The sequence below is a fragment of the Azotosporobacter soli genome (assembly GCF_030542965.1).
GTDB classification, from domain to species: Bacteria; Bacillota; Negativicutes; order SG130; family SG130; genus Azotosporobacter; species Azotosporobacter soli.
Map to the genome: position 1 here is coordinate 353,969 of NZ_JAUAOA010000003.1, position 12,167 is coordinate 366,135.

Sequence of the window (12,167 nt, forward strand, 5' to 3'; positions counted from 1 at the left end):
GTATTTTTCGTAAAACAACGCTACTTTCTTCTTATATTTTTTCTTTCGTTTTAATTGCCATCTCATTTGCGATCCCCATGCTCAGCGCGGTCATTCCGGCCATGTTGCCGAGCTGCATCGTTTCCACCGCCGAACTCGGCACGATCACGATCGTCGCATTATCCTTGAGCCCTTCATAGAGCATGTTCATCGCCCGTAAATGAAGCGCCACCGGATCGTTGGCATACGTTCTGGCCGCTTCGGCAAATTTTTCCGCCACCTGACGTTCCGAATCGCCCAAGATGACCCGAGCCTGCCGTTCGCGTTCCGCCTGCGCCTGCATCGACATCGCGTCTTCAAGCGCCGGCGGGATTCTTACATCCTTGATCTCGACAGAAATGACATGAATGCCCCAGGGTTCGGTCCGTGCGTCGATAATCCGCTGCAGCTCATTGCTGATTTGTTCGCGCCCTTCCAGCATGTTAGACAGCATCGTCTTGCCGATTACATCCCTAAGCGCCGTCTGCGACGCCCAACTGATCGCACTGCGATAATCGGCTACATCCAATGCCGCTTTTTGCGGATCGACGACCTGCCAGAACAACACCGCATCGACATCGACCGGAACCGTATCCTTCGTCAGCGTCTTTTCCGCATTGAAACTGGCGGAAATCACGCGGATATCGATCCAGTACGGCATCACATCGATAAAAGGAATGATGAAAAACAAGCCCGGTCCGCGCAGAGAGTGAAAGCGGCCCAGCCGCAAAACAATGACGCGCTCCCACTGATCGGCGACCTGAATCGAACTGGCCGCCAAAGCGGCAAGTAAAAAGGCAACGCCGGCGATGGCAAAACTTTCCGCATTGGCCGTCACACCGTAGAAAAGCTGTGCCAGTCCCATGCCAACTCCTAAAATCACCAGAAAGATCAAGAGCGAAAACATTCGCATGTCCAACATCTCCTTCTGTTGCATTCAGACTGCCGGCAGCTGAAAAACCGTTCCTAGTCCAAGCCGCTGACACGACTGTTTTGCGGCAACTTCGCTAGTTTTATTCTACCACATTTTTACATTTCATTCAATTTCAACTCCGCCGCGCTTTCGAGCGCCAGCGCAATGATCCGGCAAGTCAATGCTTCGCAAAGATGCGGCGGATTGTCAGCTTTAAATCCGGCTGGTCGAAGTTCACGACATAGCAGACTGCCAAAAGACTCTTCGACCCGCTGCGAAAAAGCGCGGCAAACGCCAATGATTTCCTCTTTGCCGAGTCCAAGCCGGCTGCCGTATATCCCCATAAAAACCAACGGCCCTTCCACTAAGCCGCATTGCGCGCCAAAGCGTCCCGCACCGTTGAGCGCGATTGCGCCCTGCAGCACCTGTTCGTCAAGCGCTATGTTGTATCTTTCCGCCAAAACAAGCAGACTGGTTATCGCACAGTTGCGCTCTTCCCGCCAATAATATTGTCTCACTCTGTCCGCAATCCATTCTTCCATTTTATTCCCTCCCGCTTCTTTTTTCTTTCTCTTTTAGCCTAGTCGACGCGGTCGTGCATGAAAATAGCGGCAACCTGACAGACTAATTGCAAAGCGCCTACATTTTAAAATGCTGCTTCCTCTTGCGAGGAAGCAGCATTGGGCAACATTTATTCTTCCGTATTCTTCAGCAGCTGAATCGCCGCATCGAGTTGCGTGTCCTGAACCGGTTCCTTGCTCTCCGCCGAACGCTCCGGCAGTTCGACCTTCACGTCCGGTTCAAGGCCAATTCCGTTAATGGAACGCTCATTCGGCGTCAGATATTTTGCAATCGTGATTTTGACTGCGGTCTCCTTATCGAGAGGAATCACTTTTTGCACCGAGCCTTTGCCATATGTCTTGACGCCGACCAACGTCCCCACCTTCGCATCCTGGATCGCACCTGCGACAATCTCCGAAGCGCTCGCGCTGCCGCCATTGACTAAGACCGCCAGCGGATGCGGCGCTTTTTTCAGATTGGAAGTATACGTCGTGCGCGTACCGTCTTTCGTCACCACCGAAACAACCGGGCCTTGCGGCACAAAATGCTCGGCAACTTTCACTCCCTCTTCGAGTAACCCGCCCGGATTGTTGCGCAAGTCGAGAATCGTATATTTCATGCCCTGTTCTTCCAACTCTTTCAACTTGGCCGTCAATTCGGCATCGGTACGCTCGCTGAACATGCTGATGCGCAGATAGCCGATGCCGCCGTCCAGCATTTTACCGCTGACCGATTTGACCTGAATCGTCGCACGCGTGATCGGATACTCTTTGACCGCCTCCCCTTTACGATAAATGGTCAGCGTGACCAGCGTTCCTTTCGGTCCGCGGATCCGGTTCACCGCTTCATCGAGAGACAGGTCGGCAGTATCCACGCCGTCAATTTTCAAAATCTGATCGCCGCCGAGTACGCCGGCCGCTTCGCCGGGCGTTCCCTCGATCGGCGCGACAACCGTCAGCACCTTATCCTTAATGCCGATCACGATGCCGGTTCCGCCAAACGAGCCGGTGGTACCCATCATCAATTCCTTATATGCTTTCTCATCCAGGTACAGCGTGTGCGGATCGCCAAGCGCTCCGACTGCGCCTTTCGTCGCACCGTTCAGCATCTTCTCCATTGACGCGTCGCCGATGAAAACCGCCTTGGCCACGCGCATCGAGCGAAACATCTTCAGCGCCGCGGCCAGTTCCTCCGGCGTCATTTTTGTCAGATCCTGATTGATTTCATTGAGCGTCAGGATCTTGACCACTTCCGCCTTATTATCCGGCACCGACAGTGCGGAGCTTTCCTGCGCCGCGGCCCCATTGCCTATCAACAGCAAGAACGTCAGCAAAAGCGCACTACTCAGTTTTGCCGCGTGTTTTCTTATTTTATTCATCTTCGCCTCCATCTTTATCCGGCTGCTGCATCAGCATACTTGCTCAAGTCAGTTCTTCCAGAGTCAAACCGGATTCTTTTGTTATTCGACATTCGCTTTGCCTCTTCCTCTTGAAAACATTCACGCCACTGTACAAAAAGGGATGAGCCGCCGCGTCGTTCGGCCGCTCATCCCCGTCGCTTTTATACGCCCGCTGCTGTAAAAGCATCACTGACGATTTGTTTCGCCTCATCTTGGATCTGCCGCAAATGCGCTTCGCCTTTAAAGCTTTCCGCGTAAATTTTGTATACGTCCTCGGTGCCGGATGGACGCGCTGCAAACCAACCGTTTTTCGTACAGACTTTCAAGCCGCCAATCGACGCATCATTGCTCGGCGCTTTGGTCATTTTCGCCGTAATCGATTCTCCTGCAAGCATATCAGCCTTTACCTGTTCGGGCGACAGCTTGGCCAGTATCGCCTTTTGCGCCATGTTCGCCGCAGCGTCGATCCGCGCATAAAGCGGCGTGCCGAACTTTTCCGTCAGATCCTTATAATGCAATCCCGGATCTTTGCCTGTCTTCGCGGTGATTTCAGCCGCCAACAAAGCAAGAATCATCCCGTCTTTGTCCGTCGTCCAGACGCTGCCGTCCTTGCGCAAGAAGGAAGCGCCCGCGCTTTCTTCACCGCCGAAACCAAACGAACCATCCAGCAGTCCGGGCACAAACCATTTGAAGCCGACCGGAACTTCCGCCAACGGCCGGTTGATGCTGGCCGCAACCCGGTCGATCATCGAAGAACTGACCAGCGTCTTGCCGACCGCGGCATCGCTGCGCCAGCCGGTACGATCCTGAAAGAGATAATAGATCGCCACTGCCAGATAGTGATTCGGATTCATCAGCCCCACACTCGGCGCGACAATACCGTGCCGGTCAAAATCAGGATCGTTGCCGAACGCCAGATCGTATTTCTCCTTCAATTTGATCAGTCCGGCCATCGCATACGGCGAAGAACAGTCCATCCGGATCTTACCGTCGCCGTCAACGTTCATAAAGCTGAACGTCGGATCGGGATGACCGTTGATCAATTCCAGATTGAGCCCGTAGCGCTCGGCAATCGGCTGCCAATAACCAAGACCCGCGCCCCCCAGCGCATCCGCGCCGAGTTTTAGCCCGACTTCCTTGATCGACTCCATGTCGATAACCGATTGCAAATCCTCCACATAGGGCGTGATGAAGTCATATTCCTGTATCCATTCCGTTTTGCTCGCCCGGCCAAACGGAATGCGGTCGACTTTCTTGTTCTTTTTTGCCAGATATTTGTTGGCCTTCAGCGCGATCCAGGCCGTCACGTCGGTGTCGGCGGGACCGCCGTTAGGCGGATTGTATTTGATGCCGCCGTTGTCCGGCGGATTATGCGACGGCGTGATCACGATGCCGTCCGCCAATCCCGCACTACGGCCTTTATTGTAACTGAGAATGGCATGCGAGATGCCCGGCGTCGGCGTATAGTTCATCTCTTTGGCAATCTTGGTCTGCACGCCGTTTGCGGCCAACACTTCGACCGCCGAAATAAACGCCGGTTCCGACAGTGCATGCGTGTCAAAACCGAGGAACAACGGCCCATCGATGCCATGCTTGCGCCGGTAATCACAGATCGCCTGCGTTACGGCCAGGATATGCGCCTCATTAAATGTTCCGTTCAATGAGCTTCCCCTGTGGCCGGATGTGCCAAAAGTCACCTGCTGCGCCGGATTGTCGGCTTCAGGCCGGTTCGTGTAATAGGCGCTGATCAGGCGCGGAATGTTTACGAGAATGGATTTCGGCGCTTTCTTGCCTGCCAATGGATGCGTGGACATAAGTGCATACACCTCCAAGAACTCTTTCGTTATTGAATTCTTCAAACACCGCCTAACACCCTGCCGGGTGCACGCATTTATTTTCCCTCTCGCCTTAACGTCCCGCCCCATCCGCTTCAAACGCCTGCGCAGCCGCTTTGACGACCGTTTCCAGCGCCGCGCGATCGAGATCGCAAGCATAGGAAGATCGTCTGCGCACATCCGTACCCAAATGGACTTCGTCACTGCCGACCGCCGCTAAGAGCTGCCTCATATTTTGCCGCGTCACGCCGCCGCCGAGCAGAAGTTTTATTTCATTCCCGGCCGCCTGCCGCATCGCGCGCAGCGTCTCTACATTCTCAACGATCGCGCCTGCGCCGCCCGAGCTTAAGATCCGCTTAATCTTAGAATACTGCTGCAGCACGCCGACTGCCGCCAGCGGATCAGCCGCCGCATCGATCGCACGGTGGAACGTGACGCTGCAGTCCACCACCGCCGCAAGCAAGGTTTCGAGCGCCGAACGGTCGACCTCGCCCTGCGGCGTCAATGCGCCAAGCACTACGCCGGACGCGCCCGACGCCTGTGCAAGGCGGATATCCTCACACATCACGGCCAGTTCATCCGCCGAATAAACAAAGGAATGCGCCTTGGGACGAATCATGACCTGCACCGGTATACGCACGTGCTGCAGCACGCTTTTTAGCAAACCGCCGCTCGGCGTAAGCCCGCCAAGTTCCGGCGCCGAAACCAGTTCGATCCTTTGCCCGCCGCATGCTTCAATGATTTGCGCATCACGCAGATTCTGCGCGATGATTTCTACTTTGCCGCCCATTCTTTTCCCTCCCTTTTCAACACAACCCGTATTCTTTATTCGTCTACCCCAGGCCAAGCTCCTTCCGACAGCATTCCTCTAGATAAAACGCCGCAAGTTTTAATCAGCTCTCAGGCAATAACTTGCAGGATATCTCTATTCCATGCAGAATATTTCTGTTTATTACATCTTTCGCATCATCTCGTCCATTCCTCGCGAACCATCGTTCGTAGAACAAGCATGATTAGGAGGTCTCTTATGTTCGCCTTAAATTTCCAAGCCGCCCATCACGAACCCTTGTTGCGCAGTCGGACGAAAAATTGCACCGTCCGCCTTGGCGATCTGCGCGACATTTATCCGGAAAGCTCGATCGTCTGGATCACCTTCGGTCCTAAACTGCAGGCCAAGCGCAAAATGTACCAGGCTTTTATCGACAAGGTTCGCGTCAAGGAAATCTCACAGTTAACCGCCGATGACCTGGTGCATCAAAATCCGAACATTCACAGCGTGAGCGACCTGATTGATTTTTTTGAACAGCACTATAAACGTTCGATCTCACCGAACGACATCGTCAGCGTCATCTTTTTCTCCGAAATCTTGCCGGAATAAAAAAAATCGCAAGCTTGCATGTAAACGCAAGTTTGCGATTTTATTTTTCGTTCCGTATATTTATTGCACCAGGACATATTTGCGCAGCGCTTTGGCAACGCCGTTTTCCTCATTGCTGTCGGTTACTTGCCAGGCGATAGCTTTCACTTCGGCTTCGCCGTTGCCCATTGCAATCGAATAACGGACTTGCTTTAACATGCTGATGTCGTTGTAATTGTCTCCGAACGCCACCGTTTCAGCCAGATTCAGTCCGATCGTTTCTGCCAGGAAGGTTAAACCGTCGCCTTTCGAAACACCGGTCGCCATGATATCGGTCGCACCGGCCATCGATTGCACCAGCGTCAGCTGCCCTGCCGTTTTAAAGCTGCGAATTGCCGCCAGCATTTCCGGTGAAGCTTCCCAGAGAAACGCCTTCATGCATTTACCCTGCGGCAATTCAGCGGCGGAAGCGATACTTTGCAGCGGCAGCGTAAAACCGTCCGTTTGCCGTTCGTTATAGAGCCGGTATTTCTCCGCCCGGTCGCTCCACGGCGTATGATAAATATGCTTATCGCCGTACACCAGCATGTCCAGACGCTGTTCCAGGCAATAAGCAACCAATTCGTTCAGCGCAGCTTCGGGAATCGCCCGCCGCTGCAAAATCTGATCCGTTTTCGGCTGCCAGACCAGGCCGCCGTTGCACGCGATAACCGGTTCCATCACTTCTAACCGTGCGGCAATCTTTTTTACGAAGAGGTGACTGCGCCCCGTCGCCAGCACCAGCCGAACGCCGTTTTCACGAATCTCGCGTAATACCTGCACCGTTTCTTCCGTCAATTCCCCCTGATTATTCAAGAGACTGCCGTCAAGATCGCAAACGCACCAAGAAATTTTCATCGCAATCGCTCCTTTTTGCTTCAAGCAGCAAAAAATCGCCGCTTAGCAAGTTCTCGCCTCTCACCCGATGCTGAGCACGAGGCTTTCCTTTATTTTCCCTTCGATCTCCGACTCCGACAACAAATTTTGCAAACCGATCACCAGCGGTTTATTTTTTCGCACGACAAATTGCTCGACGAAAGATACGGAGCAAAAAACCACATCATAGCCTGCTGCAGCCGAGCGCGCCTCGCCGACGCTCATATGATGAATCTCCACCGCTATGCCCAGCTTCTTAAAGACCTTATCGATTTTCATTTTGATGATTTGACTCGATCCCATCCCATTGCCGCAGGCTGCTACTACTTTCAGCATTCTCTGATCTCCTTCGCTGCTTTTCGCATTCTTCAACCGTTCTTCCTCGCTTGACAATCTTTGGTGGATGTGTTTAAATTTTCTTGAACATCAGTTCACTTTATCATCATTTGTTCATCACTATGATAGCAATTTCTGCTTCTTTCGTCAATTAAAAGCGCGCTTTGCCGGAGAATGTTATGCGAGGAGGTTACTTTATATGGAAGACATCGAACTGTTATGCGAAGTTTCCCGCTTATATTACGAAAATAACATGACGCAAAATGATATCGCCAAACAGATTCACACTTCACGCCCCACCGTTTCGCGACTGCTGCAGGAAGCGCGCGACAAAGGCGTCGTCGAAATCATCATTCATTATCCCTGGGACCGTTCGCCGCAGCTCGAACAAGAATTGATCAGCCGTTTCGGTCTGATGGATATCCGCGTCCTCGACAGTAGCCGTCTCAGCGGCGACGACGTTTTGATCGGCGTCTGCCGTCTCGCAGCCCGCTATCTGCAAGGCGTCTTAAAAGAAAACACTACGCTTGGCCTTTCCTGGGGCCAGACGATGTATCATACGATCCAGCAACTGCGCCCGGAACAGCAATTTCCAATCAAAGTCATTCAGCTCTTCGGCGCCGCGAATTCCGCCAACCGCCTCACCGACGGACCGGATCTGGTCCGCCAGCTGGCCAACTTGTACGGCGGCGAATGCTATTACATCCACGCGCCGCTCTTTGTCGAAAACAGTGAGACCCGTACCGCGCTGCTTCAGGATCCGCACATCAACGAAACGCTGTTGATGGCTCGCGAAGCCGATATTGCGCTGACTGGGATCGGCTCGCTCGACAAGACGCAGAATATGACGGCCAGCCGCTATCTCGACAAGAAGATGATTGATGCGTTAAAGGCGCAGGGTTCAATTGGTCATATCTGCGCGCAGCACTACGACATCAACGGCCAAGTCTTGGCAACGGACATCCACCAACGCCTCATCGGCATTTCGTTGGATGATCTGCATAAAATCCGTCAGGTCATCGGCGTCGCCTGCGGTAAGGTTAAAGTCCCTTCGATCCTTGGCGCGCTGCGCGGCCAGTTGATCAATACATTGATCACCGACGACGTCACAGCCCGACAAGTACTGGAACTTCATCAACGCACGTAAAGCCGATTTATTGATAAAAAACGCAAGCACCTCTCAGGTCGCTTGCGTTTTTTCTTTAGAGAAACGATTTGTACGGCAAATCAATTTCGCCTGTGAAGCAGTCATCAAAACCGCGCGGATAGTGGTACTCGCGTTTGTCTTTGTCGGCGGGGAAGACAAATTTTCCGCCGACCTGCCAGATAAAGGGCTTGAAGCCATATTGCAGTCGATGCTTCTTCATCTCATAGAGGACGCTGATTTCTGACGGATCCGCTTGGAAGTTCGACCAGATGTCATGATGGAACGGAATGATCACCTTGGTGTTCAACGCTTCCGCCATGCGCAGAATATCGGATGCCGTCATCTTGTCGGTGATGCCGCGCGGATTTTCACCGAACGAGCCCAGCGCGACATCGATTTGGTAATCGTTGCCGTGTTTGGCGTAATAGTTCGAGTAATGCGAATCGCCGCTGTGGTACAAGCTGCCGCCCGGCGTCTTGATTAGATAATTGACCGCGCGCTGCGCCATGTCGCCCGGCAGTTTGCCGGACAGTTGCACATCTTTTCCGGCAGTAATCAACGCGGTACGGTCAAACGAATCGAGCGCGATCAATTCGGTATCTTTGATTTTCACTACATCGCCCGGTTTCACAACGATGCAGCGTTCTTTCGGCACGCCCCAGCTTTGCCATAAGGTGACGCATGCCTGCGGACCGATGAACGGAACCGTGTCCGGACAATTTTTCAGCACTGCAGCCGCCACATTCACATCGATATGATCGTTGTGATCATGCGTCGACACCACCGCGTCAATCTTGCGAATCGCAAACGGATCGAGCACAAACGGCGCGACGCGCAGATTCGGCTGCAGTTTTTTCCCGCCGCTCATCCGCGCCATCTGATGATGGCTGTCCATCAACGGTTTCGCTTTTGTCCGCTTGCCGCTGCCGCACCAAAAGTCGATGCAAAGATTGGCGCCGCCTTCCGACTTCAGCCAAATCCCCGTGCAGCCCAGCCACCACATCGCAAAGCTGCCCGGTGCAACCACTTCATTTTCAATTTCTTCATTCAGCCAGGTTCCCCACTCGGGAAACGTGTTCAACACCCACGATTCGCGGGTAATTTCGTCAATCTTGCTCATACCTGCACCTTCCTTGTCGATCGCTTATTTAGCCTGTCCATAATAGGCATTGCTGCCATGCTTGCGAAAATAATGCTTGTCAAGCAGCACCTGTTCCACCGGCTGACGCCCGGGCGCTAACTGCAGCGTATGAAGCGCCATCATCGCCACCTCTTCCAATACCACGGCATTGTGCACGGCATCAGCCGCGCTCTTGCCCCAGGCAAACGGCCCGTGTCCGTTGACCAAAACCCCCGGCATCGCCGCCGCGTCAAGCGCTGCGCCTTGCAGCGTCTCGACAATCAGCTTGCCGGTGTTCGCCTCATACTCGCCCTCGATTTCTTCGTGCGTCAGTTGACGCGTACAGGGAATCTTGCCGTAAAAATAGTCCGCGTGCGTCGTGCCGTAAGCTTGGATTTCCCTTCCTGCCTGCGCCCAAATCGTCGCCCAGCGCGAATGCGTGTGAACGACGCCGCCGACCGTAGCAAACGAACGGTAAATCTCGAGATGCGTCTTCGTATCGCTCGACGGACGAAACTGGCCATGAATGACCTTGCCGTCAAGTTCCATTACGACCATATGCTCTTCGTTCATTTCTTCATACGCGACGCCGCTCGGCTTGATCACGACGATGCCGCGGCTGCGGTCGATCGCGCTGACGTTGCCCCAGGTGAACGTCACCAAGCCATAACGCGGCAAGTCTAAATTGGCTTTCAGCACATCACGAATCAAACGTTCCATCTTCCGTCTCCTCCCTCGCGCCCGTCAGGCTTCAAAGCCGGCCTGACTGAGCAGCGTCTCGATGAACTCTTTGGAGCGCCGGATTTCCGGCAACGGCTCCGCGATCTTATCGCCCCACATTTCCAGTACGAACGGACCTTCATACGCCAGTTCCTTCAAGTCGCGAAAGATCGCGGCAAAATCCATATCGCCCTGGCCGAAGAGGACGTCGCGAAACTGCCCGCCATAATCGTCCGTAACATTCTTCGTCTCTTTCACATGCACCGCGACAATCCGGTTGCGTCCTTTTTGCAATTCCGCCTTGACGTCGTTACCCCAGGCGTTCAAGTTGCCGATGTCGGGATATACCGCCAGCCACGGCGAATCAATCAAACGGTCGTACTCGAGATACTTCGTGATTGAGTTAAGAAAAGGCGTATCCATGATTTCAATCGCCAGCATGACCTGTTCGCGCGCCGCCATGGCCGCGCACGCCTTTAAGCCCGCAATGAAGTTTTCCTTAGTATCCTGGCCGGACGGTTCATAATAAACATCATATCCGGCGAGCTGAATGACGCGAATACCCAGATCGGCCGCCAGACGAATCGCTTTTTCCATCAACTCCAGCGCCAGACGCCGCGTCTTCGCGTCGCGGCTGCCCAGCGGGTAACGCCGATGTCCGCTAAAGCACATCGAGCGCAGCGAAACGCCGCTTTCCCGCATCGCCTGACGGATCGCTTCGCGCTCTTCGAACGACCATTCCAGCCGCGCCAAGCGTTCATCGCTTTCATCGACCGATATCTCAATGAAGTCGAAGCCCAACTCCTTGGCCGTTTGAAATTTTTCCGGCCAGCTCATGCTTTGCGGCAATGCTTTTTCATATAGGCCCAGTAAATTCTTCATCGCACTCACCAATATTTCGCAAATTCAGCCTTAAACGCTCTGGCTGCCGCCGCCGGATCGGCCGCATCACGAATCGCCCGTCCGGCGATAAAGACATAAATCGGAAAATCCTTGAACAGCTTGACATCCTCGACATTCACGCCGCCGGTAATCGTCACCTTAAAGCCCATCTCGCAAAGCCGCTTCACTTTTTCCAGATCGGCAGGCCCCCAATTAACGCCGGCTGCCTGCGCATCGCGCGAGCGATGGTAGACGACCTGACTCACGCCGATGCGCTTCCAGTCTTCCGCCATCTCAAAATTCCAGTAACCGGTCAGCTCGATCTGGATATCGCGTCCTCTCGCCTTGGCAATCTCGAGCGCGCCCGCCGCTGTCGGCAGTTCCGCACAGCAAATGATGGTCGTCCAGTCCGCGCCTGCGTCAAACATCATCGGTGTGATGATCTTGCCCGCATCGGCAATTTTCGCATCGGCCAGAACGATTTTGTCCGGGTACATCGTCTTCAGATAACGCACGACCCGTTTTCCTTCGGCGCATAAGAGAATCGTTCCAACTTCAATGACATCTATTTCTTCTGCGACGCCGCCCTGCAATGCAGTGATGGCCTCAGGATAAGATAAGTTATCGAGGGCAATTTGTAATTTAGGCAACATATTATAATCCTCCTCGTATTTTATTCAGGCAGCGTAAGGTGCTCGCGAATTTTCGCTTCGATTTCCGTTTCGGAAAGCAGATTCACCAAACCGATAATGATTGTTTTTTTATTGCGTCCGCTAAAATTCTCAACCAGCGTCGCGCCGCAAAAGACCACATCAAATCCATTGGCGGCCGACTTCGCCTCACCGACGCTCATATGATGAATATCCGCTTCGATATTCAGTTTTTTAAAGACCTTCGCAATCTTCATCTTGATGATTTGGCTGGAACCCATTCCATTCCCGCAAGCGGCAACTACTTTAAGCAT

General features: G+C 53.4%; 14 protein-coding genes. 2 read left to right on the top strand and 12 right to left on the bottom strand.

Annotated elements, in window-relative coordinates:
* Positions 1 to 31 precede the first annotated feature (31 nt).
* The 5 genes from QTL79_RS05455 to QTL79_RS05475 all read right to left on the bottom strand — a co-directional run bounded on the left by QTL79_RS05455 (position 32) and on the right by QTL79_RS05475 (position 5,516).
* The gene (locus QTL79_RS05455; RefSeq protein ID WP_346353937.1) at positions 32 to 931 is read right to left on the bottom strand and encodes a slipin family protein; all 900 of its coding nucleotides are present in this window, start codon (positions 929 to 931) and stop codon (positions 32 to 34) included.
* Between the two features lie 116 nt (positions 932 to 1,047).
* Entirely contained in the window at positions 1,048 to 1,473 is a 426-nt protein-coding gene (locus QTL79_RS05460; protein WP_346353938.1) for a C-GCAxxG-C-C family (seleno)protein, read from the bottom strand.
* A 149-nt stretch (positions 1,474 to 1,622) separates the two neighbouring features.
* A complete protein-coding gene (locus QTL79_RS05465) occupies positions 1,623 to 2,870 on the bottom strand; it encodes a S41 family peptidase (RefSeq protein WP_346353939.1) in 1,248 nt (415 codons plus the stop codon).
* A 182-nt stretch (positions 2,871 to 3,052) separates the two neighbouring features.
* Positions 3,053 to 4,705, bottom strand: coding sequence for a phosphoglucomutase (alpha-D-glucose-1,6-bisphosphate-dependent) (gene pgm, locus QTL79_RS05470; protein WP_346353940.1), 1,653 nt, complete (start codon positions 4,703 to 4,705; stop codon positions 3,053 to 3,055).
* 94 nt (positions 4,706 to 4,799) lie between these two features.
* A complete protein-coding gene (locus QTL79_RS05475; RefSeq protein ID WP_346353941.1) occupies positions 4,800 to 5,516 on the bottom strand; it encodes a copper homeostasis protein CutC in 717 nt (238 codons plus the stop codon).
* Between the two features lie 237 nt (positions 5,517 to 5,753).
* Here QTL79_RS05475 and QTL79_RS05480 point away from each other — a divergent pair, with 237 nt between their 5' ends.
* Positions 5,754 to 6,104, top strand: coding sequence for an ASCH domain-containing protein (locus QTL79_RS05480; RefSeq protein ID WP_346353942.1), 351 nt, complete (start codon positions 5,754 to 5,756; stop codon positions 6,102 to 6,104).
* 60 nt (positions 6,105 to 6,164) lie between these two features.
* Here the strand turns inward: QTL79_RS05480 and QTL79_RS05485 are convergent, their stop codons facing one another.
* Together QTL79_RS05485 and QTL79_RS05490 are read right to left on the bottom strand one after the other, a co-directional pair.
* Positions 6,165 to 6,980: an HAD family hydrolase gene (locus QTL79_RS05485; protein ID WP_346353943.1), complete on the bottom strand. Its 816-nt coding sequence runs from the start codon at positions 6,978 to 6,980 to the stop codon at positions 6,165 to 6,167.
* 60 nt (positions 6,981 to 7,040) lie between these two features.
* Entirely contained in the window at positions 7,041 to 7,334 is a 294-nt protein-coding gene (locus tag QTL79_RS05490) for a PTS sugar transporter subunit IIB (protein ID WP_346353944.1), read from the bottom strand.
* 67 nt (positions 7,335 to 7,401) lie between these two features.
* On the opposite strand from QTL79_RS05490, the gene QTL79_RS05495 reads away from it, so the two are divergent.
* The gene (locus QTL79_RS05495; RefSeq protein ID WP_487249740.1) at positions 7,402 to 8,481 is read left to right on the top strand and encodes a sugar-binding transcriptional regulator; all 1,080 of its coding nucleotides are present in this window, start codon (positions 7,402 to 7,404) and stop codon (positions 8,479 to 8,481) included.
* Positions 8,482 to 8,536: 55 nt separating this feature from the next.
* Here the strand turns inward: QTL79_RS05495 and ulaG are convergent, their stop codons facing one another.
* Genes ulaG through QTL79_RS05520 form a run of 5 tightly spaced genes read right to left on the bottom strand, consistent with a single transcriptional unit; the run spans position 8,537 to position 12,167 of the window.
* Positions 8,537 to 9,601: an L-ascorbate 6-phosphate lactonase gene (gene ulaG / locus QTL79_RS05500; RefSeq protein WP_346353946.1), complete on the bottom strand. Its 1,065-nt coding sequence runs from the start codon at positions 9,599 to 9,601 to the stop codon at positions 8,537 to 8,539.
* 24 nt (positions 9,602 to 9,625) lie between these two features.
* A complete protein-coding gene (locus tag QTL79_RS05505; RefSeq protein ID WP_346353947.1) occupies positions 9,626 to 10,321 on the bottom strand; it encodes an L-ribulose-5-phosphate 4-epimerase in 696 nt (231 codons plus the stop codon).
* Between the two features lie 24 nt (positions 10,322 to 10,345).
* The gene (locus QTL79_RS05510) at positions 10,346 to 11,203 is read right to left on the bottom strand and encodes an L-ribulose-5-phosphate 3-epimerase (protein WP_346353948.1); all 858 of its coding nucleotides are present in this window, start codon (positions 11,201 to 11,203) and stop codon (positions 10,346 to 10,348) included.
* Positions 11,204 to 11,208: 5 nt separating this feature from the next.
* Complete coding sequence (locus QTL79_RS05515) at positions 11,209 to 11,856, bottom strand: 3-keto-L-gulonate-6-phosphate decarboxylase UlaD (RefSeq protein WP_346353949.1); 648 nt, start codon at positions 11,854 to 11,856, stop codon at positions 11,209 to 11,211.
* 20 nt (positions 11,857 to 11,876) lie between these two features.
* Positions 11,877 to 12,167, bottom strand: a complete 291-nt coding sequence (locus QTL79_RS05520; RefSeq protein ID WP_346353950.1) for a PTS sugar transporter subunit IIB — start codon at positions 12,165 to 12,167, stop codon at positions 11,877 to 11,879.